Origin of the sequence: Thermus igniterrae ATCC 700962, from assembly GCF_000376265.1 — a bacterium.
GTDB lineage: Bacteria > Deinococcota > Deinococci > Deinococcales > Thermaceae > Thermus > Thermus igniterrae.
Window position 1 is genome coordinate 13,091 of the sequence record NZ_AQWU01000063.1, and the last position, 22,122, is coordinate 35,212.

At 68.7% G+C, this 22,122-nt stretch carries 26 protein-coding genes; 13 read left to right on the top strand and 13 right to left on the bottom strand.

Features of this window, described 5'->3' with window-relative positions; genetic code table 11:
* Positions 1 to 6: 6 nt before the first annotated feature.
* From B128_RS0106725 to B128_RS0106755, 7 genes are read right to left on the bottom strand one after another with little or no spacing between them, the layout of a single operon-like run.
* The gene (locus tag B128_RS0106725) at positions 7 to 555 is read right to left on the bottom strand and encodes a prepilin-type N-terminal cleavage/methylation domain-containing protein (protein ID WP_018111517.1); all 549 of its coding nucleotides are present in this window, start codon (positions 553 to 555) and stop codon (positions 7 to 9) included.
* Positions 556 to 1,290, bottom strand: coding sequence for a type II secretion system protein (locus B128_RS0106730; protein WP_018111518.1), 735 nt, complete (start codon positions 1,288 to 1,290; stop codon positions 556 to 558).
* Positions 1,287 to 1,736: a hypothetical protein gene (locus tag B128_RS0106735; protein ID WP_040683585.1), complete on the bottom strand. Its 450-nt coding sequence runs from the start codon at positions 1,734 to 1,736 to the stop codon at positions 1,287 to 1,289. Before B128_RS0106735 ends, B128_RS0106730 begins: the two co-directional genes overlap by 4 nt.
* A 2-nt stretch (positions 1,737 to 1,738) precedes the next feature.
* Entirely contained in the window at positions 1,739 to 2,188 is a 450-nt protein-coding gene (locus tag B128_RS0106740; RefSeq protein WP_018111520.1) for a prepilin-type N-terminal cleavage/methylation domain-containing protein, read from the bottom strand.
* A gap of 10 nt (positions 2,189 to 2,198) precedes the next feature.
* Positions 2,199 to 2,627, bottom strand: a complete 429-nt coding sequence (locus B128_RS0106745; RefSeq protein WP_018111521.1) for a prepilin-type N-terminal cleavage/methylation domain-containing protein — start codon at positions 2,625 to 2,627, stop codon at positions 2,199 to 2,201.
* Positions 2,597 to 4,054, bottom strand: a complete 1,458-nt coding sequence (locus B128_RS0106750) for an O-antigen ligase family protein (protein ID WP_026175086.1) — start codon at positions 4,052 to 4,054, stop codon at positions 2,597 to 2,599. Before B128_RS0106750 ends, B128_RS0106745 begins: the two co-directional genes overlap by 31 nt.
* Positions 4,055 to 4,056: 2 nt before the next feature.
* Positions 4,057 to 4,452 carry a type II secretion system protein gene (locus tag B128_RS0106755; RefSeq protein ID WP_018111523.1) on the bottom strand — a complete coding sequence of 132 codons (396 nt, stop codon included), beginning with the start codon at positions 4,450 to 4,452 and terminating at the stop codon, positions 4,057 to 4,059.
* Between the two features lie 160 nt (positions 4,453 to 4,612).
* Between B128_RS0106755 and B128_RS0106760 the strand changes: the two genes are divergently transcribed.
* Complete coding sequence (locus B128_RS0106760) at positions 4,613 to 5,746, top strand: VanW family protein (RefSeq protein WP_018111524.1); 1,134 nt, start codon at positions 4,613 to 4,615, stop codon at positions 5,744 to 5,746.
* On the opposite strand, the gene B128_RS0106765 is transcribed toward B128_RS0106760, so the two are convergent.
* The 4 genes from B128_RS0106765 to B128_RS0106780 all read right to left on the bottom strand — a co-directional run bounded on the left by B128_RS0106765 (position 5,688) and on the right by B128_RS0106780 (position 10,909).
* Positions 5,688 to 5,951 carry a hypothetical protein gene (locus B128_RS0106765; RefSeq protein ID WP_018111525.1) on the bottom strand — a complete coding sequence of 88 codons (264 nt, stop codon included), beginning with the start codon at positions 5,949 to 5,951 and terminating at the stop codon, positions 5,688 to 5,690. The two genes, B128_RS0106760 and B128_RS0106765, sit on opposite strands and share 59 nt — an antisense overlap.
* Positions 5,951 to 8,374 (bottom strand): type I DNA topoisomerase, encoded by a 2,424-nt coding sequence (gene topA / locus B128_RS0106770; RefSeq protein WP_018111526.1) that lies wholly within the window; start codon positions 8,372 to 8,374, stop codon positions 5,951 to 5,953. Before topA ends, B128_RS0106765 begins: the two co-directional genes overlap by 1 nt.
* Before the next feature lie 166 nt (positions 8,375 to 8,540).
* Entirely contained in the window at positions 8,541 to 9,851 is a 1,311-nt protein-coding gene (locus B128_RS0106775) for an acetyl-CoA hydrolase/transferase family protein (protein ID WP_018111527.1), read from the bottom strand.
* A complete protein-coding gene (locus B128_RS0106780; RefSeq protein ID WP_018111528.1) occupies positions 9,848 to 10,909 on the bottom strand; it encodes an alanine dehydrogenase in 1,062 nt (353 codons plus the stop codon). Before B128_RS0106780 ends, B128_RS0106775 begins: the two co-directional genes overlap by 4 nt.
* An 89-nt stretch (positions 10,910 to 10,998) precedes the next feature.
* Between B128_RS0106780 and B128_RS0106785 the strand changes: the two genes are divergently transcribed.
* Genes B128_RS0106785 through B128_RS0106800 form a run of 4 tightly spaced genes read left to right on the top strand, consistent with a single transcriptional unit; the run spans position 10,999 to position 13,663 of the window.
* Positions 10,999 to 11,475, top strand: a complete 477-nt coding sequence (locus tag B128_RS0106785) for a DUF456 domain-containing protein (protein WP_026175087.1) — start codon at positions 10,999 to 11,001, stop codon at positions 11,473 to 11,475.
* A 3-nt stretch (positions 11,476 to 11,478) separates the two neighbouring features.
* The gene (locus tag B128_RS0106790) at positions 11,479 to 11,727 is read left to right on the top strand and encodes a glutaredoxin family protein (RefSeq protein WP_018111530.1); all 249 of its coding nucleotides are present in this window, start codon (positions 11,479 to 11,481) and stop codon (positions 11,725 to 11,727) included.
* An 8-nt stretch (positions 11,728 to 11,735) separates the two neighbouring features.
* A complete protein-coding gene (gene lgt / locus B128_RS0106795) occupies positions 11,736 to 12,569 on the top strand; it encodes a prolipoprotein diacylglyceryl transferase (protein ID WP_156822401.1) in 834 nt (277 codons plus the stop codon).
* Positions 12,570 to 12,592: 23 nt separating this feature from the next.
* The gene (locus B128_RS0106800; RefSeq protein ID WP_018111532.1) at positions 12,593 to 13,663 is read left to right on the top strand and encodes a cystathionine beta-lyase; all 1,071 of its coding nucleotides are present in this window, start codon (positions 12,593 to 12,595) and stop codon (positions 13,661 to 13,663) included.
* Between the two features lie 36 nt (positions 13,664 to 13,699).
* Here B128_RS0106800 and B128_RS0106805 read toward each other — a convergent pair whose 3' ends face one another.
* Complete coding sequence (locus B128_RS0106805; protein WP_018111533.1) at positions 13,700 to 14,164, bottom strand: Hsp20/alpha crystallin family protein; 465 nt, start codon at positions 14,162 to 14,164, stop codon at positions 13,700 to 13,702.
* 98 nt (positions 14,165 to 14,262) lie between these two features.
* Between B128_RS0106805 and B128_RS0106810 the strand changes: the two genes are divergently transcribed.
* The 3 genes from B128_RS0106810 to B128_RS0106820 are packed head-to-tail and all read left to right on the top strand — an operon-like array spanning position 14,263 to position 16,321.
* Positions 14,263 to 14,955 (top strand): sulfurtransferase, encoded by a 693-nt coding sequence (locus tag B128_RS0106810; protein ID WP_018111534.1) that lies wholly within the window; start codon positions 14,263 to 14,265, stop codon positions 14,953 to 14,955.
* Positions 14,952 to 15,581, top strand: a complete 630-nt coding sequence (locus B128_RS0106815; RefSeq protein WP_018111535.1) for an MBL fold metallo-hydrolase — start codon at positions 14,952 to 14,954, stop codon at positions 15,579 to 15,581. Before B128_RS0106810 ends, B128_RS0106815 begins: the two co-directional genes overlap by 4 nt.
* Positions 15,569 to 16,321: a zinc ribbon domain-containing protein gene (locus B128_RS0106820; RefSeq protein ID WP_026175088.1), complete on the top strand. Its 753-nt coding sequence runs from the start codon at positions 15,569 to 15,571 to the stop codon at positions 16,319 to 16,321. Before B128_RS0106815 ends, B128_RS0106820 begins: the two co-directional genes overlap by 13 nt.
* 3 nt (positions 16,322 to 16,324) lie before the next feature.
* Here B128_RS0106820 and B128_RS0106825 read toward each other — a convergent pair whose 3' ends face one another.
* A complete protein-coding gene (locus tag B128_RS0106825; protein ID WP_026175089.1) occupies positions 16,325 to 16,753 on the bottom strand; it encodes an OsmC family protein in 429 nt (142 codons plus the stop codon).
* Positions 16,754 to 16,865: 112 nt separating this feature from the next.
* On the opposite strand from B128_RS0106825, the gene B128_RS0106830 reads away from it, so the two are divergent.
* From B128_RS0106830 to truA, 5 genes are all read left to right on the top strand, one after another.
* Positions 16,866 to 17,642, top strand: a complete 777-nt coding sequence (locus B128_RS0106830; protein ID WP_026175090.1) for a metalloenzyme — start codon at positions 16,866 to 16,868, stop codon at positions 17,640 to 17,642.
* A gap of 62 nt (positions 17,643 to 17,704) precedes the next feature.
* Entirely contained in the window at positions 17,705 to 18,697 is a 993-nt protein-coding gene (locus B128_RS0106835; protein ID WP_018111539.1) for an iron ABC transporter substrate-binding protein, read from the top strand.
* A 30-nt stretch (positions 18,698 to 18,727) separates the two neighbouring features.
* A complete protein-coding gene (locus B128_RS0106840; protein WP_018111540.1) occupies positions 18,728 to 20,281 on the top strand; it encodes an ABC transporter permease in 1,554 nt (517 codons plus the stop codon).
* Positions 20,260 to 21,315, top strand: a complete 1,056-nt coding sequence (locus B128_RS0106845; protein WP_018111541.1) for an ABC transporter ATP-binding protein — start codon at positions 20,260 to 20,262, stop codon at positions 21,313 to 21,315. The genes B128_RS0106840 and B128_RS0106845 overlap by 22 nt, the downstream gene beginning before the upstream one ends.
* A gap of 10 nt (positions 21,316 to 21,325) precedes the next feature.
* Positions 21,326 to 22,087, top strand: coding sequence for a tRNA pseudouridine(38-40) synthase TruA (gene truA, locus B128_RS0106850; protein ID WP_018111542.1), 762 nt, complete (start codon positions 21,326 to 21,328; stop codon positions 22,085 to 22,087).
* Positions 22,088 to 22,122: the final 35 nt, after the last annotated feature.

The following is a 22,122-nucleotide window of genomic DNA, read 5'->3' on the forward strand; positions in this document are numbered from 1 at the left end:
TACAGTCTAACCGCTACGCAAGGCCACCACCAAGGGTGGGAAGCGGTGGTCCTTCCCTCCCACCCGCAGGGTGAGGCCCTTCCCCGCCAGGCTGGCCAGGTCACAAGGGGCGTCCATGAACCCTACCGTCCTGGGATCGCTCGGGTCGTCGTAGCAGAAGGCGGCAAAGGGCAGGAGGGCAGGGGCCAGGAGGTTCTGGAAAACCCCCGTAGGGCTGGTGCAACTTCCCGTCCACTGCCGCCTCTCTAGGGCCTGGGTGGGCCCCAGGCGGTACTGGACGCAGACCGGGCTTCCCGCATACTGAACCTCGGCGATAAACCCCCCTGCGGTGGGGCTCTGCCCCGAGACCGCCACAATCCCCGTGGGGGTAACCCCCCTCAGCTCCTGCCCCAGGCGGTCCCGCAGGTCCTGGGCCAGGGCCTGGGCCTGGAGGGAGGAAGCCTCCCCCTGCGTGCGCACCCCCGAGAGGAACAGGGTGGAGAGGGCAAGCCCCAAAACCCCCAAAAGGACCAAGACCATGGCCAGCTCCACCAGGGAAACGCCTCGAGGCCCCATCTACCACCCCACCGAACACGAAACCGTATACGTGGTCGGGTTATTGCCTTGGCCCACGAAAAGCTGCAGGGTAAAGGTGTAGTTGCCGGACCGCAGAGCTCGGTTAAAGACAAACTCCAGGGTCTGGCTGCCGAAAACCAGGCTCTGGCTCAGGGAGATCTGGGTCCCCTTCTTCACCCCTCTGTTGTTACTCCAAAGCTGGGTGGTCCCCGAGTAGACCGCCGTCACCTTCTTGTTCCCCTCGCCGTTCCAGAGGAGGGCGATGCGGTTGGTGGTCACCGAGGTACCTGTGTTGTTCACCGCCATGCGCAGGCGGGTAGCCGAAACCTTCTGGCAGGTAGCGGAAAAGTTGGGGCTGGGCGGGGGTGGAGGCGGGGAGCCCTCCCAGGCCACCCGGGTAAGGAAAAATACCTCCCCCGGGGAAGCGGTGGCGTCCTCAAAGCGGTAGGTGACCGCGGAAGCCGTCATGTTGGAGGGAGGGGTCAGGGAAAGCCGGGCCGGTTGCTGGCAGACCCGATAGGTCCTGTCCCCCAGCTGCACGGAGGCGGTGCTGGGGCAGGCAGGAGGGGAAAACCCGGCTTCCAAAAGGGTCTCGGCGGCCTGGAGCACCTCCTCCCTTGGCTCAATGTTGCTCCCGGCCTGCAGGGTCTGGGAAAGGGACAAGACCACATACGCCGCCGCCCCCACCAGGACCAGGGCCAAGGCCACCTCCACCAGGGTAAACCCCTGCCTCACGGGAGCACCTCCCAGGAAAGGATGGTCTGGTCGGTGGTGCGGTAGGTAAACCGCACCCAGCGGATGGTGCCATCCTTGGTCTTACCCAGGGCCCAAAGGTTCACAGAAGTGCCTCCCGACAGGGAAGGCGCCGTGCAGTCCGCAGGCTGGGCCGTGGCGTAGGTGTAACACCCCACGTAGTCCGGGGAAGCAGGCCCGCAGGTGGTACCCGTCCCCTGGCACACATAGACCACCGAGCCTGCGCTGGGATTGTTGGGGTTCACGTCCAGACGGGCGATGGCCTCTTGGGCCCCGGCCTCGGCCAGGTACAGGGCCTGCAAAGATGAGCTTGAGGTGAGCCCCCGCTCGGCGTTGAGCCGAGCCAGGAGGGAGTAGGGCAGGACCAGCACTCCCAGGAAGAGCAGGACCAGGGCCGTGATCAGCAGGACATACCCCGAAGAGCGCATCTTCAAAACTCCCCCTGGCAGTAGTCGGCTATGCCTGAGGTATAGGGCCGGAAGACCACGATTTGGGCCTGAGGGTCCAAGGGGCTTCCGGCCTTGGCCAACTCCCCCAAAGGGTTGTAGCCGTCCATGCAGTACTCCCGGCCGGGACGGTAGCGGAGCACCACCTGATAGTTGTAATCATCGTAGGGATTGCGCTTGAGGAAGGGTTCCTCCCAGACGTCCTTTTTGTAGGGGGAGTCCAAACCGTCCCACACCTCGTCCAGGGTGGGGGGACGGCCAAGCTTCACCGTGAGGATGCGCACCGTGGAGTTGAGGGCGGCCAGGGTCTGGCGGGCCGCCGCCCGTTCGGCTTCCAGGGTCAGGTCCACAAACCGGGGCACGGCCACTGCGGCCAACAGGCCGAGGACCACCAGGACCACCGCCAACTCCACCAAGGTAAAGCCCCTTCGCATGCCCTCCTCCTCAGTCTAGGGTATCCGGGTGCCCCCGCAGGCAACGAATGGGCACGGTGACGGTGGTGGCGCTCACCGCGATGATAAAGGTCTGGCAGGCCTCGTCGGCGTAGAGGTAGGCCAGGCGCTCCCCAGCGTTGCAGAGGGCGTTGCCGTTGTGGTCCCAGTAGGCCACGGTGGTGCCGGAAGGACAGCTGGAAGAAAGCCTGAGGGGCGTGGGGTTGCCCATCAAGTTTTTGAGCTCGTTCCAGGTGGGGACCGTGCGATTCTGGACCAGATGCATGGCGTAGGCCGAACGCAGGTTGCGCAGGGTCTCCTGCCTCTGGGCCCTCTGCGCCTCCTCTTGAAGCGCCACATACCGGGGCACAAGGGCTGCGGTGAGGACCCCCACCAGGAGCAACACCAGGGCTAGCTCAGCCAAGGTGAACCCCTTAGCCATACCTCCTCCCCGGTGAACAGGGCTCCCAAGGCCAAGAGGGCCAGGGGCGTCACGTGCACGCTATCGTACCAGGTAAGCCCGTAGGCCAGGTACCCCGCCAACATCAGGGCCCAGGGGAGCTTCGGCCAGGAAGAGGCGGCCAACCCCAGCCCAAGCCAGAACAGGTAGGCCACCCCTCCCAGGAGGCCCACGGAAAGCAGGAGGTCTAGGAGGAGGTTATGGGCCTTGGCGAAGGGGGAAGGGGCGAGGAGGCGCTGGCCCTGGGAGTCTTCCAGGTAAATCAGGCGGTCCTCTCCCAAAACCACCCGCACCGGAGGCCGAAGAGCCACGGGCAGGCGGTGGTGGTCCGCCCCATTCCAATCCACCGCATAGGGATAGGCCCGGGCATACCCGTCAAATCCCCAGCCGAGAAGGGGCCGCACGGGAAGAGCCTGAACAGCCGTACGCCAAAGTTCCAGGCGGCCTGAGGAGTACGCATCCGTTTGGGAAAGGGAAAGCCCTAGTTCCGGAAAGCGCCGGGTCTCATACAGGCCAACCTGTCCGGCCCCCCAGTACAACCCGTAGGTGAAGCCCCCTACGGCCAGAAGGCCCAGGGCAGGGAGAAACGCCGGGGATCGCCGCCAGGCAAGGAAAAAGGCCAGGGCCACCAGGGGACCCCAAAGGGCCAACCACCCTCCCCGGGTCTGGGTGAACCAGAGGGCGAGGGCAGCCAGGGTAAAGAGAAGGAGAAGGCTCCCGCGGGGCCTTTGCAGGTAGAGCCCGGCGGCGAAAAGCCCGAGGAGGGCCAAAACGCCGGCCGCATGGCCCCGATGAGAGGTGAGGCCGATGGGCATCTGTGCCCGGTGGACCCCGGAAGCCGTGGCATCCGGGTTCTCGTAGCAGTCGGTTTGGGCCGCGTCAAAGCAACGGACATAGGTCTGGCCCTGGGTCGCGGTGTAGTCCAGCCTCCAGTCCCAGACTTGGGGGAAGATGGCTAGAGCATGCAGGCCCAAGGCCAGAAGGAGGGCCCTGGCAATACCCTGGGGGGAAAGGACACCCGCTTCCAGGGCCAGAAACACGGCCCAGGAGAAGGCCACGCCCAGGGCCCAGAAACGTAGCCCATCGCCCACGCTGGGGTAGCCCGTCCAGCTCCAGATGGGCTGGGGGGAAAGGAAGGTGGCGGCCGCACCGGCAAGGATAAACCCCGCCGAGGCCAAAAGAGGCCAAAGGACGCCCCTATTTAGGGGAAAAGCCCGCCTCTGCCCCCGTAAAAGAATGCCCACCAGGGCCCCCAAGGCGAATAGGGCCATGCCCCACTCCCGGGGGGCATTCCAGACCTCCTCGTGTCCCCGGCCCCAGGGATTCAGGCCGGCGAGGGCGAGCACCAGGGCCAAAAACAAAACCCCCTCGAGGGGGGAAGGCCTCGAGGGGGCTAGGGATTGGCCCATACCTACTTGAAGCGTAGGTTCACCTTGAGGGCGTTGGCGCTGCTGTTATAGGTCTTGGCCCCGGTGGCGTAAATGGAGATGTCCGCGTTACCAGCCGCAGGGTCTGCGCTAGCGCAGGAAACCGTCACATTACCCGCCAGGGTTACCGAGCTAGAGCCGCTCCCGATGTTCACGCCCTCAAGCCCGTTGAGCACGTCGGCGCAGTAGTTGGGGTAGTCCTTGTTCTGAGCCACATAGATGGCATAGGCCGAGCGCACCGAGCTGGCCGTGGCCTGAACCGCCGCATCCTTGGCGTCTCCGGAGAGGTCCACAAACCGCGGCACCGCGATGGCCACCAAGATGCCGATGATCACGATTACGATGGCCAGCTCGATCAGGGTAAAACCTTTTGCCTTCATCACTGCCCTCCTTTCACAGGCCCCAGCATGGGGGTGAGGTGTGAAAACGGTGTGAAAGCCAGAGCCTAGGGCCAAGGATACCCCGGGGCGGAGAAGGAGGCAATAGGGGTTTTGTCCCCCGTTCACTGCCCTTTCATACCCCCCGTGCTAGCCTTGGGGCATGCGAATACGGGCTCTGCCCCTCGCCCTCCTCCTCGCCGGCCTGGTGGGCCTAGGCCAGGGGGGGGAGCCCGTGGAGGCCCTTCTGGTCCTGCAGGAGGACGCCATTGAGGAGGGGCGCCTGGTGGCCTACACCGGGGTCCAGCGCTACCCCGTGGGCTCGGAAGCCGAACTCAAAGCCCTCCTAAGGAAGCTGGCCCGCCCACCCAGGCCCCCCCGGTTCATCCTGCAGGAGGGAAGGTGGCGGGGCGTGGAGAAGAAGGGCCTGAGCTTTGACGAGGGGGAGGCCCTGGCCGCCTACCGGGAAGCCCTGGCCGCGGGCCGGCGAAGCTTCCGCCTGCCCGTGCGCTACACCCCTCCCAGGCCAAGCCTGCGGGAGCTCCACGCCCTGGGGGTGCGGGAGCACCTGGCCACGGGGGAGACGGACTTCCGGGGTTCCAGCCCCGCCCGCACCCACAACCTCCTCCTGGCCTCGAGCAAGCTGGATGGCCTCCTCATCCCCCCGGGCCCCTTCTCCTTCAACCGGGCCCTGGGCCCCGTCACCGAGGAGGAAGGGTACCGGGAGGCCTTTGTGATCGTGGGGGACCGGACCGAGCAGGGGATTGGCGGCGGGGTGTGCCAGGTGTCCACCACCCTGTTCCGCGCCTTCTTCTTCGCTGGGCTTCCCCTCCTGGAGCGCCACCCCCACAGCTACCAGGTGGCCTACTACAAGCCCACGGGCCTGGACGCCACGGTCATCGCCCCCTACCGGGACCTCCGGGTCCTGAACGACACCCCCGGGCACATCCTGGTGCAGCGCTCCGTGGTGGGCACCAAGCTCCGCTTCCACCTCTTCGGCACCAAGGACCGGGAGGTGCGGTGGGAAGGCCCCTTCATCTCCCAGCGCAAGCCCCCCCTGCCCACCCGGGAGATCCTGGACCCCTCCCTGCCCCCTGGGACCCGCAAGCAGATAGACTTCGCCGCCGAGGGAGCCAGGGTGGAGGTGCGCCGCACGGTGCGCTACGGGGACGGCCGGGTGCGGCAGGACAAGGTGGTGAGCGTCTACCGCCCCTGGGGAGCGGTGTACCTGGTGGGGCCTACCCCACCTGCAAAAGCACCGCCCGCTCCACGGGAAGGAGGCGGTGGGGTTCGCTGATGCGGGCGGCCTCTCCCCGCCTGAGGTGCAGGTAGCGGCCCTGGGGGAGGTCTATGACCAGCTCGCCCTCGAGGAGCAGGTAGAACACCGCCTCCCCCGCACGCTCGGACTCCCCTTCCAGGGCGTAGGCCTGAACGGGCAGCCCCGGCACCTCCACCCGCCCCTCCCGGGCCAGGCGCAGGAGGTGGAGCTTGAAGCTCTCCATCAGGACTTCACCACCTCCTTCTTGGCCCGCCCCTTGCGCATGCGCAGCTTGAAAATGGCCCGCTGGGCCAGGCGGGCGGCCCCTTCCCCGAGAGCCTCGCCCCGGGCCAGGGCCTCGGCCGCCTGGCGCTCCTCCGGGGTGAGCTCGCCCAGGAAGGGCAGAAGCTCGGGCCAGTCCTTGGGAAGTTTCGGGGAAGCCTTGGGGGCCCGTCCCCGGGCGGCCCTCCTCCCCTTCTCCTCCCGAGGGGCGGGCAGAAGCCTGGGGTCGTGGGCGGGGCAGGCGGGGTTGAGGCAGGCCCCCTCCCCCTTCCCCACCAGGGGCCAGCCGCACGCGGAGCAGGCCCTCTCCAACAGGGGATAGAAGGAGAGGAAATCGCAGGCGTTGTTCTCGCACTTGTAGTAGGGCTTGCCCCTTCGGCTCCGCTTCTCCAGCACCCGACCCCCACATTTGGGGCAGGGGTGGCCCGTGGCCTGGCCGTCGTCCCGGGTATAGCCGCACTCCGGGTAGCCCGAGCAGGCGATGAAGCTCCCATAGCGCCCCTCCTTGCGCACCAGGGGCCGGCCGCACTGGGGGCAGCTTTCCCCGATGGGCTCGGCCTCCTTCTTGCGCTCCAGGGGCTCGGTGTAGGTGCACTCCGGATAGCCCGTGCACCCCAGGAACTGCCCGAAGCGGCTTACCTTGAGCTCCAGGGGCCGGCCGCACCGGGGGCAGGTCTTCTTGGGCACCTGGGCCAGCTCCCCCAAAAAGGGCTCATAGAACTCCCACACCACCCTGGGCCAGGGAACCTTGCCCTCCTCCACCTCGTCCAGGCGGTCCTCCATGCGGGCGGTGAACTCGTAGGCCACCACCTGGGGGAAGCGCTCCCGCAGGTACCCGGTCACCTGGCGGCCCAAGGGGGTGGGGAGGAGGGTGCGCCCCTTGCGCTCCATGTAGCCCCGCTTCTCCAGGGTCTCCAGGGTGGGGGCGTAGGTGGAAGGGCGGCCGATGCCCAGCTCCTCCATGGTCTTCACCAGGGTGGCGTCGGTGTAGCGGGGCGGGGGCTCAGTGAAGTGCTCCTCGGGCCTTAACTCCAAAAGCCGGGCGTCGGCCCCCTGGGGCACAGCGGGCACGGGGGGCTCCTCCTCTTCCTCCCGCCCCCAGGCCCGAAGGTAGCCCTCAAACTTGAGGACCGAGCCCGCGGCGCGGAAGGCGAAGCGGGGCCTTCCCCCCAGGTCTTCCAACAGCACCGTGGTCTGCTCGTAGAGGGCGTCGCGCATCTGGCTGGCCAAGAAGCGGCGCCAGATGAGGTCGTAAAGGCGGTACTCCTCCTCCGAGAGGTGGGGACGCACCCGCTCCGGGGTGCGCCTGGGGTCGGTGGGGCGGATGGCCTCGTGGGCGTCCTGCACCCCCTCCCTGCGGTTGCGGTAGACCCTGGGGGCCTCGGGAAGGTAGGCCTCCCCAAACACCTCGCGAATCACCTCCCGGGCCGAGGCCAAAGCCTCGGGGGAGACCCGCACCGAGTCCGTGCGCATGTAGGTGATGAGGCCCACGGTGCCCTCGGGCAGGTCCACGCCCTCGTAGAGGCGCTGGGCGATGCGCATGGTGCGGCTTGCCGTGTAGCCCAGCCGGCTGGAGGCCGCCTGCTGCAGGGTGGAGGTGGTGAAGGGAGGCGGGGGGGATTTGCGCCGCTCCTTGGTTTCCACCTGGGCCACCCGGTAGGCCAGGGCCAGGGCCTCCTGGGCCAGGGCGCGGGCCTCCTCCTCCGTGGCCAGGTGAAGCCTCCCCTCCTTCTCCCCCTGGCCGGTCCAGAGCCTTCTTCCCTCCGCCTGGTAAAGCTGGGCGGAAAGGGGCTGGCCGGCCACCTGGAAGCGGGCCTCGAGGGTCCAGTAGGCCTCCTGCTGGAAGGCCTCAATCTCCTCCTCCCGCTCCACCAGAAGCCTCAGGGCCACGCTCTGCACCCTTCCGGCGGAAAGGGCCCGCTTGCGGAACTCCAGGGAGAGAAGCGGGGAAAGGTTGTAGCCCAGAAGCCGGTCCAGCACCCGGCGGGCCTGCTGGGCGTCCACCAGGTTCTGGTCAATGGGCCTGGGAGCCTCCACCGCCTTCTGCACCACCTTGGGGGTGATCTCGTGGAACTCCACGCGGATGGGCTCCCGGGGGTCCCGCCCCAGAAGCCGGGCCACGTGCCAGCCGATGGCCTCTCCCTCCCGGTCGGGGTCGGTGGCGACGAGAAGGCGCTTACCTTCTGCGGCGCGGCGCAGTTCCTCCACCACCGGCTTCTTCTCCTTTTTCACCTCGTAGGTGGGAGCAAAGTCCTTGGCCACATCCACCCCCAGCTCCCGCTCCGGGAGGTCGGCCACGTGGCCCAGGCTCGCCCGCACCTCGTAGCCCGGGCCCAGCATCTTCTGGATGCTTTTGGCCTTGGCCGGGGACTCCACCACCACCAAGGTGGTGGCCCCACCTCGGGCTTCCGGGGCACGGGAGCGCCCAGCCGAGGCTTTGGCGCCAGGCCCTTGGCGTTTGCCCTTTTTCGCCGGCATCGCCCCCTATTTAGGGGGGTTAAGGGCCGGTTGTCAAGAGCAAGGATTAGGAGGCCCAGAAGAAAAACCCAGTTCAGCCCTTCACGTCCGCCCCCGGGTAGCTCCGGGGCAGGAGCCTGCGCTCCCAGGCCGCCTTGAGGAGTTCCTCGCGGAAGTCCGGGTGGGCGATCTGGATGAGGGCCAGGGCCCTCTCCCGCAAGGAGCGGCCAAAGAGCTCGGCCACGCCCCACTCCGTGACCACGTAGTGCACATCGGCCCGGGTGGTGACCACCCCCGCCCCCGGCTTCAGGTAGGGGACGATGCGGCTATGGCCCTTGGCCGTGGAGGGCAGGGCGATGATGGGCTTACCCCCCTCGCTCCTGGCCGCCCCGCGGATGAAGTCCAGCTGGCCGCCAAAGCCCGAGTAGATGCGGGTGCCGATGGAGTCCGCCACCACCTGGCCGGTGAGGTCCACCTCTATGGCGGAGTTGATGGCCACCATCTTGCGGTTCTGGGCCACCACGAAGGGGTCGTTCACGTAGTCCGCGGGGTGGAGTTCAAAGAGGGGGTTGTCGTGGACAAAACGGTAGAGGCGCTCCGAGCCCAGGACGAAGGTGCCAATAACCTTGCCGGGGTGCAGGGTCTTTTTGGCCCCGGTGATGAGCCCCTTCTCAAAGGCCTCCAGGACCCCATCGGAGATCATCTCCGTGTGCACCCCCAGGTCCCGGCGGCCCTCGAGGCTGGCCAAGACCGCATCGGGAATGGCCCCGATGCCCATCTGCAGGGTGGCCCCGTCCTCAATGAGGCCGGCCACGTGCTGGCCAATGCGCCGCTCCACCTCGCCAAACCCCTCCCGCCTCAGTTCGGGCAGGGGCCAGTCCATCTCCACAATGGCGGTGAAGCGGGAGACGTGGACGAAGGTGTCCCCCAGGGTGCGGGGCATCCGGGGGTTCACCATGGCGATCACCATGGGGGCGGCCTCGAGGGCCGCCTTGGTGGCGATCACCTCCACCCCCAAGGAGCAGAAGCCGTGCTCGTCCGGGGGAGAGACCTGCACGATGGCCGCGTCCAGGGGAAGGACCCGGCGCTTGAAGAGCCAGGGCACCTGGTGGAGCATGATGGGCACGTAGTCCGCCCGGCCCTGGTTCACCGACTCCCGGTCGGCAGGGCCCACGAAGAGGGAGCGCCGCCTGAAGTGCCCCTCCATCTCGGGGGCGGCAAAGGGGTCCTCCCCCATCTGGAGAAGGTGGATGAGCTCCACACCCTGGAGCTCGTCCTTGCGGGCAGCCAGGGCCTTGAGGATGGGGGTGGGGGTGGCGGCGTTGCCGGAAACAAAGACCCGCATCCCAGAACGGATCAGGGTGACGGCGTCCTCAGGGGAGGTCAGCTTCTTGCGGTAGCTCATTCTAGGTGGCCTCCTTTCTGGCCCAGGAGGAGGTAGGCCCCCTGGCGGAGCTCCGGCACCTCCAAGGGGTCTTCCTCCATCCGGAGCAGGAAGGGCAGAAGGGTGGCGGTGAGGGCGTGGCTGGCGGTGCGGGGCACCAGGGCGGGCACGTTGGGCAGGCAGAAGTGGGTGATGCCCAGCTCCTGGTAGACCCCCGGGCGGCTGGTCTCCGCAATCCCCCCCTGGTCAATGGCGAAGTCCAGGAGCACCGAGCCCGGGCGCATGCGGGCCAGGAGGGCGCGGCTTAGGAGCACGGGGGTGCGCTCCCCGGGCACCGCCACCGCCCCCACCAGCACATCGGCGAAGGCCACGTACCGCTCCAGCCGGGACCCGGTGATGAGGGCGGTCACCGCCCCCCTGGCCTCGTGGGCGGCCTCCTCCAGGGCAGAAAGCTCCTTGTCCAACAGGTAAACCGAGGCCCCCGCCCCCAAAAAGGCCCGGGCCGCCGCCCGGCCCAGGACCCCGGCCCCCAGGATGACCACGTCCGCCGGGGGGATGCCGGGAAGGCCGGGGAGGAGCACCCCGGGTCCCATGGGGGCCTCGAGGAGACGGCCGGCCACCTGGGGGGCCAGGCGGCCCGCGATCTCGCTCATGGCCTTGAGCACCGGCCGCTTCCCCTCCGCCCCCACCAGCTCGTAGCCGATGGCGGAAAGGCCCTTTGCCGCCATGGCCTCCACCAGGCCGGACTCGGCCACGGCCAGGTGCATGAAGGCCATCACCGTGGCCCCGGGGCGGAGCAGGGCCACCTCCTCCAGGGTGGGCCTCCCCACCTTGAGCACCACCTCGCCCCGGCCAAAGGCCTCCTCCCGGCTCACCAGCCGGGCCCCGGCCTCCTCGTAGGCGGCATCGGGGAAGCCCGCACGCTCCCCTGCCCCCCGCTCCACGTAGACCCGGTGGCCCCGGGCCACCAGCTCCCGCACCCCCTGAGGGGTCAGGGCCACCCGCCCCTCGCGCACCTCCTCCCCAAAGGGAGGGGAGGTTTTCAGCGTGGCCTGCTCCTTGGGTAGGCCGAAATCCATACCCACCTCCTCGCCTCTGAGCTTAAGGCCCCCTAAGGGGCCGGATGTCCCTTTCCCTTCTCACCCGCGCCTCCCCTAGGCTGGAGGGCATGGAAGCCTTGGCGGACTGGCTCTTCGTGGCCCTGTGGCTGGCCGGGGTGGTCCTCACCCTGGTGCCCTTCGTCCCCGCCACCCTCGTGGTGCTCCTGGCGGCCTTCCTGCACGAGCTCCTGTTGGGCTTCCGGGAGCTCTCCGTGGGGCTTTGGCTGGCCCTGGGGGTCCTGGCCCTCCTAGCCATGACCCTGGACAACGTGGCCGCCCTCCTGGGGGCCCGGCGCTACGGGGCCAGCCGGGCTGGCCTCTGGGGGGCCTTCCTAGGGGGTCTTTTGGGCCTCTTCCTGGGGGTGGTGGGGGTCCTGGTCCTGCCCTTCCTCCTGGCCTGGCTCCTGGAGTACCTCTCCGGCCGCAGGCCCGAGGAGGCCCTGCGAGCGGCCTGGGGCACCCTGGTGGGCCTCATGGGGGGAGTGGTGGCCAAGGTAATCCTCCACGTGGCCATGGGCCTTTTGGTCCTGCAGGCCATCTTCTAAAGTATGCTCATCCCCATGGAGCTCGTCCTCGTCACCCGTGAGGGGTGCGGCCTCTGCGAGCGGGCGGAAAGGGCCCTTTGGAGCCTGGCAGTGCCCTACGTGCGCCGGGAGGTGGACCGGGAAGCGGAGCTCGCCCCCTATGCCTGGCGGGTACCCGTCCTCCTCCTGGGGGAGGAGGTCCTCCTGGAAGGAGCCTTTGCCGAAGCGGAGCTTCTTGCCCTCATGGAGGGCTTACTGGGAGGTAACGCATGAACCCCACCATGATCCAGATCGGCCCCCTGCGCATCCAGTGGTACGGCTTCCTCCTCACCCTGGCCATCTTCGTGGGATTTGAGCTGGCCAAGCGCCGCCTTAGGGCCTGGGGCCTGGACGCGGAAAAGTTTGAGACCGTGGCCTTCTGGGCGGTGGTCTTTGGGGTGGTGGGGGCCCGGTTGGGCTATGTCCTCACCTCCCCGGGGTACTTCCTGGAAAACCCCGCGGAGGTGCTCTACATCTGGCGTGGGGGCCTCTCCTTCCACGGGGCCATCCTGGGGGGGGCTTTGGTCTTCCTCTACTACCACCGCAGGAAGGGCTACCCCCTCTGGCCCTACCTGGACGCGGCCACCCCGGGGGTGGCCCTAGGCATCATCGCCGGCCGCATCGGCAACCTGATGAACGGCTCGGATACCGTGGGCCGCCTCACCACCTTGCCCATCGGCTTCACCTGGCCGGAGTGGGCCAAGGGCTTCCCCGGGGTCTGCCCCGGGATTGAGGACATCTCCCAGGTCTACCGTTGCGCCGAACTCCTGAGGGGCCCCGTCCACCTCACCCAGGTCTACGGGGCCGTGGTGGGCCTCCTCCTCCTGCCCCTTTCCTACTACTGGTTGCGGAAAAAGCCCTTCTACGGCTACGCCTTCTGGCAGTTCCTGCTCTGGTACAGCGTTTTCCGCTCGGTGCTGGAGGAGCCCTTCCGCCTAAACCCCCTCTGGCTTCCCGTCTACCGCAACGAGGAGCTGGGCATCGGCCTCTTCACCGCCACCCAGGTGGTGAGCCTGCCCCTCATCCTGCTCTCCCTTTACATGCTGAGGCGTCTGGGGCAGGGGCAAAAGGGGTGAGGCCCTCACGGTAAGATAGCCCCATGGTGTTGCCTCCCCGCAAGGACTCCCTCAAGTGGAGCGCCTACCCCGAGGACGTGCTGCCCCTCTGGGTGGCGGACATGGACTTCCCCGTGGCCGAGCCCATACGGAAGGCCATCCGCGAGCGGGCCGAGGGGTTTTTGGGCTACCCCCCCCGTGAGGGGGACCCGGAGCTCAAGGACCTCCTGCGGGAGAAGGCCGGCCTGGAGGGGGAGGTGGCCTTCATGCCCGGGGTGGTGGTGGGGCTTTATGCGGCGGTGGCCGCCTTCACCGCCCCGGGGCAGGGGGTCCTTACCCAGGTGCCCATCTACCCCCCCTTCCTGGCCGCCATCCGGGAGCAGAAGCGCACGGTCCTGGCCAACCCCCTGAGGGAGACCGAGGGGGGCTACCGGCTGGACCTCGAGGGCCTGGAGCGCCTGGCCTACGCCACCCGGCTCCTCCTCTTCTGCCACCCCCACAACCCCACGGGCCGGGTCTTCACCGAGGAGGAATTGGCCGCCCTGGCGGCCATCGCCCGCAAGCACGACCTGATCGTGGTCTCCGATGAGCTCCACGCCCCCCTCACCTACCACCGGGCCCACACCCCCCTGGCCCGCCTCCTCCCCGAGCGCACGCTCACCCTCCTGGGGCCGGGCAAGGCCTACAACCTGGCCGGGCTACCCCTGGGAGCGGCGGTGGGCCCCAAGCCCCTGGTGGAGGCCCTGAGGCGCCACCTGCCCCACACCTTCCCCAACGTCCTGGCCATGGCCGCCTGGAAAGCCGCCCTGGAGGAAGGGGAGGGCTGGCTGAGGGAAACCCTGGAGCGCCTTAAGGCCAACCGGGAGCGGGTGGCCGCCTGGGCCAAGGCGGCGGGCCTGGGCCACTTTCCCCCGGAGGGCACCTACCTGGCCTGGCTCAAGACCCCCATCCCCAAGGCGGCGGCCTTCTTCCTCAAGGAGGCCCGGGTGGCCCTGAACCCCGGGGAGAACTTTGGCGAAGGGTACGACCGCTACGTGCGCCTCAACTTCGCCACCTACCCCGAGGTGCTGGAAGAAGCCCTGAGGCGGCTTTCTGAGGCCCTAAAAAAGGCCTAACCCCCGGGAAGACCCCGGGGGTTAAGCGCCTGGGCCCTACTGGACCACCTCAATGGGGATGCGCTTGGCCCGGGCCTCGGCCACCTTGGGCAGGGTGAGCCTCAGGATGCCGTGGCGGAACTCGGCCTTGGCCTGGGCGGTGTCCACCTCCACCGGCAGGGTGAAGGTGCGGAGGAAGGAGCCGTGGGGGATCTCCTGCAGGTAGTAGCGGCGCACCTTGGGCTCCTCCACCGGCTTCACCTGGCCGCGCACCGTGAGCTTGGTGCCCTCGAGGCTCACCTCCAGGTCCTCCGGGGCCAGGCCGGGCACGGCCATCTCCAGGATCAGGGCCTCGTCCGTCTCGTAGAGGTCCGCAGGGGCCACGTAGGCCACCGCGGGCCGGCCAAAGTCGCCCAGAACCTCCTCAAAGAGCCGGTTGGCCTCCTCCAGGAGGGAAAGAGGCCCCCAGGTCCGGAAGGGGGTGAGCTCGGTGGGCCGCATCTCCCTACGCACCAGGGCCATATCTACCACCTCCACCTCCGCTTATATCAAATGCGCGCACCTTTGTCAAGTATGTTTAGGAGGACCCACCTACCCTTGCGCCCCTTATAATCAAGCCCATGGAGCTACCCGAAGGCGCCGTCCTGGTGGACACCCGTCCCCGGCCGGCCTATGAGGCGGGCCACCTGCCCGGGGCCCGCCACCTGGACCTTTCCGCCCCCAGGCTCCGCCTGCGGGAGGAGGGGGAGCTCAAGGCCCTGGAGGCGGGGCTTACCGAGCTCTTCCGGTCCCTGGGGCTCAAAAGCCCCGTGGTCCTCTACGACGAGGGGCTCACCAGCCGCCTCTGCCGCACGGCCTTTTTCCTGGGCTTAGGCGGGCTGGAGGTGGAGCTTTGGACCGAGGGGTGGGAGGCCTACGCCACCGAGCGGGAGGAGCCCAAGCCCGAGCCCACGGAAGTCCAGGCCCGCCTGCGGCGGGAGTGGCTTCTCACCGCGGACGAGGCTGCCCGCCATCCCCTCCTGCTGGACGTGCGCAGCCCGGAGGAGTTCCAGGGTAAGGTCCATCCCCCCTGCTGCCCCCGGGGAGGGCGCATTCCCGGAAGCCAAAACGCCCCCCTGGAGCTCTTCCTGGAGCCGGGGAAGGTGCTGGAACGCCTGGGGCTGAGCCCGGGGCAGGAGGTGGGCCTTTACTGCCACTCCGGGGCCCGGAGCGCCGTGGCCTTCTTCGTGCTCCGGAGCCTGGGGGTGAGGGCCAGGAACTACCTGGGCTCCATGCACGAGTGGCTCCAGGAGGGCCTGCCCACGGAGCCATGAGGGTCTTTTCCCTTACCCTGGGCCCCCTGGGGGAAAACGCCTACCTGGTGGCAGGCGATGAGGAGGTGGTGCTCATTGACCCCGGGGACGAGCCCGAGCGCATCCTGGCCCTGGTGGAGGAGACCGGCCTAAGGCCCCAGGCCATCCTCCTCACCCACGCCCACTTTGACCACGTGGGGGCCGTGGCCCCCCTGGTGGCCGCCTGGGGGCTTCCCGTGTACCTCCACCCCCTGGACCTCCCCCTTTACCAGCGGGCGGCGGAGGTGGCCGCGGCCTTCGGCCTCTCCCTGCCCTCCCCGCCCCTTCCCGTGGCGCCCCTGGAGGAGGGCATGCGCCTTTACGGCCTCAGCGTCTGGCACCTCCCCGGCCACAGCCCGGGCCACGTGGCCTTTTTGGCCCTGGAGGAGGATCCTCCCCAGCTCTTTTCCGGCGACCTCCTCTTCCGGGGAAGCATCGGCCGCTACGACCTGCCCGGGGCCGATCCCGAGGCCCTTTTCCGTTCCCTAAAGCGCCTCCTCCGCCTGCCCCCGGAAACCCGGGTCTACCCCGGCCACGGCCCGCCCACCACCCTGGGCCTCGAGGCCCGCACGAACCCCTTCCTCACGGGGTTAGAATGGGAAACGTGAACGGGGCGGACCCTCCCCACAAGGGACAGCTTGACGCGCTCAGGGCGCTTTTCAGCCTCCAGGAGAAGGATCTGGAGATAGACCGGCTGCAAAAGGAGGTGGAGAGCCTCCCCGAGGAGCTCCTCTCCGTCCGGGCCCAGGTGGAGGCCCTGGAGGGCAAGCTGCAGGACCTTCTGGAGCGCCAAGCGGAGCTGCGCAAGGAGTACAACCGCCACAGCCTGGACATCGAGGACCTCACCGCCAAGGAAAAGCAGGCGGAGGCCGAGCAACGCCAGGCGCAAAGCGCCCGGGAACAGACCCAGTACGAAAACCGCATCCAGCAGATCAAGGACCGCATCAAGGAACTCCTGGAGCTCTCCACCCCCCTGATGGAGGCCATGGAGAACCTGGAGGAGGAGATTGCCCAGGTGGAGGCCGAGCTGGCCGGCCTCCGGCCCAGGCTGGAGGCGCTTTTGGAGGCCAACCGGGAGCGGGTGGAAGCCCTGAAGCAGGAGATGGCCAAGCGCCTGGAGGAGCGGGCGGCCATGGCCCAGGGCATCCCCACCACGGTCCTCAAGGAGTACGAGGCCATCCGCCGCGCCCGCAAGGGCACGGGGGTGGTGCGCATGCACCGCCAGGGCCAGGTGTTCCGTTGCGAGGGGTGCAACGTGGTCCTACCCACCCACGTGGCCCAGAAGGTGGTGCAGGGGCAGCTGGTGCGCTGCCCCTCCTGTGGCCGGCTCCTGTGGAAGGGGGAGTGAGCCCTAGACCAGGCGGGCCTCGAGGCGGACCTCCCCCACCCCCGCCAGGGCCCGGGAAACGGGGCAGCCCTCCTTGGCCGCCTGGGCAATCTCCTGGAACTTCTCGGGGGAGATCCCCGGTACTTCCGCTTCCGTCAAAAGCTCAATCCGGGTAATCGTGGCCTTGCCCTCCACCATCTCCAGGTGCACCCGGGCCTGGGTGGCCACCCGCTTGGGGGGGAAACCTTCCCGTTCCAAGGCGGCCGAAAGGGCCATGGAGAAGCAACCCGCATGGGCCGCGGCGATGAGCTCCTCGGGGTTGGTGCCCGGCCCCTCCTCAAAGCGGGAGGGGAAGGAATAAGGCCCCTCAAAGGCCTGGCTCCCCAGGCGCATAACGCCCTTACCGCTCCGCAACCCGCCCTCCCATACCGCGCTGGCTTGGCGTACCGGCATACTTTCCCTCCGGTTCCAGGATACCCTTTTCTCCCAAAGGCCATTTGCGGCCAAAGCCCCAATCCCAGGGATGGCCCTGGCGCCTTACCGCCTCCTGGTCCAGACTAAGGGGGTGCTCTTCCTCTTCGTGGACGGCCTGGGCCTGGGGGAGGCCCTGGAGGAGCTTTTCCCCCTGCTCCTGGAGCTCTCCCCCCACCCCCTGGACGCCACCTTAGGGGTGGAGGGCCTGCCCCAGTCGGGCACCGGCCAGACCACCCTCCTCACCGGGGTGAACGCGGCCAGGCTGCTGGGCCACCACCAAGGCCCCTTCCCCAGCCCCAGGCTCCGCCCCCTCTTGCAGCAAAGCCTCTACGCCTGGGCCCGGGCGCAGGGCCTCAGGGTCCTCCACGCCAACGGCTACCGGCCGGAGTACCTGCAAAAGGCCACGGGGGGCAGGCGCCTCCTCCTCTCGGCCTTTGCCCAAGCGGCGCTTCTTGCCGGCCTTCCCCTCCACCCTTTGGGCCACCCCCTGGCCCTCCCTCCCGCCTTCTGGGAGGACCCCTACGCCGTGGGGGCTGGGGCCGCGGCCCTGGCCCGGGCCTTTGACCTGGTGGTCCTGGAGTACTGGGCCCTGGACCTGGCGGCCCACCGGGCCCCGGAGACCCTAGGGGCGCGCTTTCGGGAACTTGCCCTATTCCTCCAGGGCTTTTTGCAGGAAGGGGGCACCCTCCTCCTCACCTCCGACCATGGCAACGCGGAAGAGCCCTGGCATGGGCAGCACACCCGAAACCCCGTCCCCCTGGTGTACACCGGTCCAGCCCCCTTCTGGCCCCAGGACCTGACGGGGGTGTTTCCCTGGTTGCAAGTGATTATCACTTCTAATCTTATAAAATCCGACCGGAATACTTGACTTTTCCTCCCCCCTGGGGTACAGTGCCCAGGCAGAGGGCGCCCTCGCCCACAGGAGGCCATATGCGAAGAAGCATCCTTGCCCTAATCGGTCTAACGGCCCTCAGCCTGGCCCTGGCCCAATCCCAAACCCTGACCCTCTACTCCGGCCGGGGGCAGAGCCTGGTGGAACCCCTGGTCAAACAGTTCCAGGAGGAGACCGGGATCCGGGTCCAGGTGCGCTACGGCACCGACGCCCAGATCCTGGCCGCCCTGCAGGAGGAAGGGGCCCGCTCCCCGGCGGACATCTTCTGGGCCAACACCGCCGGCGCCTTAGGCCAGGCGGCGGCCAAGGGGCTTCTCCGTCCCCTGGGGGAGACCCTCCTCAAGCAGCCCGTGGCCTTTGCCCCCGCCTCCAAGGCCTGGGTGCCGGTGACGGTGCGGCTTAGGGTGCTGGCCTACAACCCCCAAAGGATCAAGCCGGAAGAGCTTCCCCAAAGCCTCCTGGACCTTCCCCGCTTCGTCCAGGAAAAGGGCCTGGCGGGGCGGATCGGCTGGACCCCCACCTACTCCAGCTTCCAGGACATGGTGGCGGGGATCATCGCCCTCCACGGGGAGGCCAAGGCCCGGGAGTGGCTTATGAGCATGAAGGCCCTCTCCCCCAAGGCCTACGCCTCCAACCCGGCCATGCTGGACGCCATCCGCGCCGGGGAGGTAGACCTAGGCTCCACCAACCACTACTACGTGGTGCGCTTCCGCCGGGCGGGGTACAACCTGGGCATGCACCACTTCAAGGAGGGGGATGTGGGCAACCTGGCCCTGGTGACCGGGGCGGGCATCCTGAAGACCTCCAAGAACCTGGTGGCCGCCAACCGCTTCCTCACCTACCTCCTCTCCGCCAAGGGCCAGCAGTACTTCGTGGGCAACGTGGGGGAGTACCCCCTGGTCAGGGGGGTGGTGGCCGACCCCAACCTCCTGCCCCTGGAGGAGGCCTTGAGGAAGAGCCCCAGGCTGGACTTTGAAAAGCTCCCCCTGGACCAGGCCCTCAGGCTTCTGAGGGAGCTGGGCATTCTCTAGGGGCTGTCCTGGCCGGGGCGGAAACTTCCCATGACCAAGGCGCGAAGCCTACACCACCTCACGGGGCTCCTCCCCTTCCTGGTGCCCGCCCTCCTCACGGGGGGCGGGGTGGCCCTGCCCCTCCTCTACCTGGTCCTGCGGGCCCTCGAGGCCGACCCCGAGACCCTCAAGGAGATCCTCCTCCGCCCCAAAAACCTGGAGCTTCTGGGGAACACCCTGGCCTTCCTCCTGGGGGTACTGGCCCTCACCACCCTCCTCGCCCTGCCCCTGGCCTTCCTCACCACCCGCACGGACCTAAGGGGCAAGCGCTTCCTGGCCGTCCTCCTCACCCTGCCCCTGGCCATACCCGGGTACGTGGGAGCCTACGTGCTCCTGGCGGCCACCGGCCCCGGGGGGCTTCTCCCCCTGCCCCGGCCCGAGGGGTACTGGGGAGCCCTTCTGGTGCTCTCCCTCATCACCTACCCCTACCTCTTCCTCTCCCTGCGCGCCGCCTTTTTGGGCCTGGACCCCTCCCTGGAGGAAGCGGCAAGAACCCTGGGGGCAGGCCCCTGGCGGGCCTTCTTCCAGGCGGCCTTCCCCCAGCTCCTGCCCGCCCTCCTTTCCGGCTACCTGGTGGTGGGGCTCCACGTGCTGGGGGATTTCGGCACGGTAAGCCTCCTGCGCTACGAGACCTTCTCCTACGCCATCTACCTGCAGTACAACGCCGCCTTTGACCGGGTGTACGCCGCCTGGCTGGCCCTCTTCCTCCTCCTCTTCACCGGGGGGCTTCTCCTCCTGGAAGGGCTTCTGCTCCGCCCCCTCTCCCTGGCCCGTACCGGTAAAGGCTCGGGCCGCCGGGCAAAGCCCATACGCCTAGGGGCCTGGACCCCCCTGGCCTACCTCCTCCTCCTGGTGCCCATCCTCCTGGCCCTCGCCCTCCCCTTCTACGCCCTCTTCCACCTGGCAAGCCGCTTTCCTCGGGAAAGCCTTTCGGGGCTCCTCGAGGCCCTGGGCCACTCCGCCCTGGCGGCGGTGCCCGCGGCCTTCCTGGCCGTGGGCATGGCCCTGCCCCTGGCCTACCTGGGGGTGCGCTACCCTTCCCCCGCCTCCCGGCTCCTGGAACGGGTGGCCTACCTGGGCTACGCCGTCCCCCCCCTGGCCTTCGCCCTGGCCTGGATCTTCCTCAGCCTCCGCACCTTCCCCTTCCTCTACGGCACCCTGCCCCTTTTGGTCCTGGTGCTGGCCTTCCACTTCCTGGCGGAGAGCCTGGGGCCGGTGCGGGGGGCGCTTTACCAGGTGCCCAAGCGGCTGGAGGAGGCGGCGAGAACCCTGGGGGAAACCCCCACCCGGGCCTTTTTCCGCATCACCTTTCCCCTCCTCTGGCGGGGGGCGGCAGCGGGGGGAGCCCTGGCCTTCATCGGCGCGGTGAAGGAGCTACCCCTCACCCTGCTCCTGGCGCCCATGGGCTACGCCACCCTGGCCACCCGGGTTTTCGGCTACACTCAGGAGGCCATGTTCGCCGAGGCCGCTCCCTTCGCCCTCCTCATCGCCCTCCTCTCGGCGGCCTTCGTGGGGGTGTTGCTTTGGAGCGAGCGCCGCTTCTAGAACTCAAGGGCATCGCCAAGCGCTTCGGGGAGCACGAGGTGCTCAAGGGGATTGACCTCCAGGTCTTCCCCGGGGAGATCCTGGCCCTCCTGGGCCCCTCGGGCTGCGGTAAGACCACCCTCCTGCGGGTGGTGGCGGGGCTGGAAAACCCGGACCGCGGCCAGGTCTTGCTGGAGGGGCAGGAAATCACCGCCCTGCCCCCGGAGCGGCGGGGCATCGGCTTCGTCTTCCAGGACTACGCCCTCTTCCCCCACCTCACCGCCTTGGGCAACGTGGCCTTTGGCCTGAAGGGAAAGGACCGGCTGGAGCGGGCCAGGAAGGCCCTGGAGCGGGTGGGCATGACCCTCTTCCAGCACCGCAAGCCGGGGGAGCTCTCGGGGGGCCAGCAACAGCGCATCGCCCTGGCCCGGGCCCTGGCCCCGGGGCCCAGGCTGGTCCTCCTGGACGAGCCCTTCTCCAGCCTGGACGCCAGCCTGCGGGCGGCCACCCGGGAGGAGGTGCGGCGCATCCTGAAGGAGACGGGGACCACTGCCCTCCTGGTCACCCACGACCAGGAGGAGGCCCTCTCCTTCGCCGACCGCCTGGGGGTGATGCGCGGGGGGAGGCTGGAGCAGGTGGGCACGCCGGAGGAGGTCTACCTGCGGCCCAGGACCCCCTTCGTGGCCCAGTTCCTGGGGCGCACCAACCTCCTCCCCGGGGAGGGGCGGGGGCGGCAGGCGGAGACCTGCCTGGGCCCTGTGCCCCTGGCGGAGGCCGCCCAGGGACCCCTCCTCCTCTCCTTGCGCCCCGAGGCCCTGAGGCTCCTCCCCCCGGAAGAGGGTCCCCCGGGCGCTTTGGGGGTGGTGGTGGCCCGGGAGTTCAAGGGGCACGACCTCACCTACCGGGTGCGCCTTCTTGCCCCGGAGCGGGAGGTCCTGGTGCAGGAGGGGCCGGAAAGCCCCTTCCGCGTGGGGGACCGGGTGCGGGTGGCGGTGGCCGGGGTGGGGGTGGCCCTCGAGGGCCACCCCTCCAAGGCCCCCGTGGGCACGGACTAAGCTTTAGGGCGTGCGCCGCATCCTCATCCTCACGGAGTACGAGGGGACCCTCTTTGCCGGCCTCCAGCGGCAAGGGGAGGGCCTGCGCACGGTGCAGGGGGAGCTGGAAAGGGCCCTGGCCGGCATCGGGGCCCTCCCCAAGGCGGTGGCCGCGGGCCGCACCGACGCCGGGGTGCACGCCCTGGCCATGCCCTTCCACTTTGACCTTCCCGGCAGGATCCCCGCGGAAAAGATCCCCCAGGCCCTAAACCGCCTCCTTCCCGAGGACCTCAAGGTGCTTTCCGCCCAGGAGGTGGCCCCCGACTTCCACGCCCGGCGGGATGCCCTCTGGCGGGCCTACCTCTACCGGGTCCTGGTGCGGCCCCACCCCTCCCCCCTGCTGCGCCACCGGGCCCACTGGGTGCGGGGGCCCCTGGACCTGGCCGCCATGCGGGAGGCCCTGCCCCTCCTCCTGGGGGAGCACAATTTCCTAGGGTTTGCCAAGGAGGAGGTGCGCCAGGGGCGGCGCACCCTCCTCAAGGCCCAGGTGGAGGCGGTGGAGGGGGAGGTGGGCCTCGAGGTTCGCCTCTACTTCCGGGGCACGAGCTTTCTGCGGGGGCAGGTCCGGGGCATGGTGGGGACCCTGCTGGAGGTAGGGCTCGGAAAACGCCCTCCGGAGAGCCTCGAGGCCATCCTGAAGACCGCCGACCGCCGCCTGGCGGGCCCCACCGCCCCGGCCCACGGCCTCTACTTCGTGGAGGCCGCCTACCCGGAGGAGAAGCTCAGCCCCTAAGCCCCTAGCCAAAACTCCTGTGCGGGCTTAAGCCC

Coding starts and splice junctions, on each gene's coding strand:
- B128_RS0106820 (WP_026175088.1), top strand. CDS start 15,569: ATGGGAAACGTGAACGGGGCGGACCCTCCCCACAAGGGACAGCTTGAC.
- B128_RS0106835 (WP_018111539.1), top strand. CDS start 17,705: ATGCGAAGAAGCATCCTTGCCCTAATCGGTCTAACGGCCCTCAGCCTG.
- B128_RS0106755 (WP_018111523.1), bottom strand. CDS start 4,452: ATGAAGGCAAAAGGTTTTACCCTGATCGAGCTGGCCATCGTAATCGTG.
- B128_RS0106805 (WP_018111533.1), bottom strand. CDS start 14,164: ATGGCCCTGGTGCGTAGGGAGATGCGGCCCACCGAGCTCACCCCCTTC.
- B128_RS0106745 (WP_018111521.1), bottom strand. CDS start 2,627: ATGGCTAAGGGGTTCACCTTGGCTGAGCTAGCCCTGGTGTTGCTCCTG.
- B128_RS0106840 (WP_018111540.1), top strand. CDS start 18,728: ATGACCAAGGCGCGAAGCCTACACCACCTCACGGGGCTCCTCCCCTTC.
- B128_RS0106735 (WP_040683585.1), bottom strand. CDS start 1,736: ATGCGCTCTTCGGGGTATGTCCTGCTGATCACGGCCCTGGTCCTGCTC.
- lgt (WP_156822401.1), top strand. CDS start 11,736: ATGATCCAGATCGGCCCCCTGCGCATCCAGTGGTACGGCTTCCTCCTC.
- B128_RS0106810 (WP_018111534.1), top strand. CDS start 14,263: ATGGAGCTACCCGAAGGCGCCGTCCTGGTGGACACCCGTCCCCGGCCG.
- B128_RS0106725 (WP_018111517.1), bottom strand. CDS start 555: ATGGGGCCTCGAGGCGTTTCCCTGGTGGAGCTGGCCATGGTCTTGGTC.
- B128_RS0106785 (WP_026175087.1), top strand. CDS start 10,999: ATGGAAGCCTTGGCGGACTGGCTCTTCGTGGCCCTGTGGCTGGCCGGG.
- B128_RS0106780 (WP_018111528.1), bottom strand. CDS start 10,909: ATGGATTTCGGCCTACCCAAGGAGCAGGCCACGCTGAAAACCTCCCCT.
- B128_RS0106750 (WP_026175086.1), bottom strand. CDS start 4,054: ATGGGCCAATCCCTAGCCCCCTCGAGGCCTTCCCCCCTCGAGGGGGTT.
- B128_RS0106800 (WP_018111532.1), top strand. CDS start 12,593: ATGGTGTTGCCTCCCCGCAAGGACTCCCTCAAGTGGAGCGCCTACCCC.
- B128_RS0106790 (WP_018111530.1), top strand. CDS start 11,479: ATGCTCATCCCCATGGAGCTCGTCCTCGTCACCCGTGAGGGGTGCGGC.
- B128_RS0106775 (WP_018111527.1), bottom strand. CDS start 9,851: ATGAGCTACCGCAAGAAGCTGACCTCCCCTGAGGACGCCGTCACCCTG.
- B128_RS0106740 (WP_018111520.1), bottom strand. CDS start 2,188: ATGCGAAGGGGCTTTACCTTGGTGGAGTTGGCGGTGGTCCTGGTGGTC.
- B128_RS0106765 (WP_018111525.1), bottom strand. CDS start 5,951: ATGGAGAGCTTCAAGCTCCACCTCCTGCGCCTGGCCCGGGAGGGGCGG.
- B128_RS0106815 (WP_018111535.1), top strand. CDS start 14,952: ATGAGGGTCTTTTCCCTTACCCTGGGCCCCCTGGGGGAAAACGCCTAC.
- B128_RS0106825 (WP_026175089.1), bottom strand. CDS start 16,753: ATGCCGGTACGCCAAGCCAGCGCGGTATGGGAGGGCGGGTTGCGGAGC.
- B128_RS0106760 (WP_018111524.1), top strand. CDS start 4,613: ATGCGAATACGGGCTCTGCCCCTCGCCCTCCTCCTCGCCGGCCTGGTG.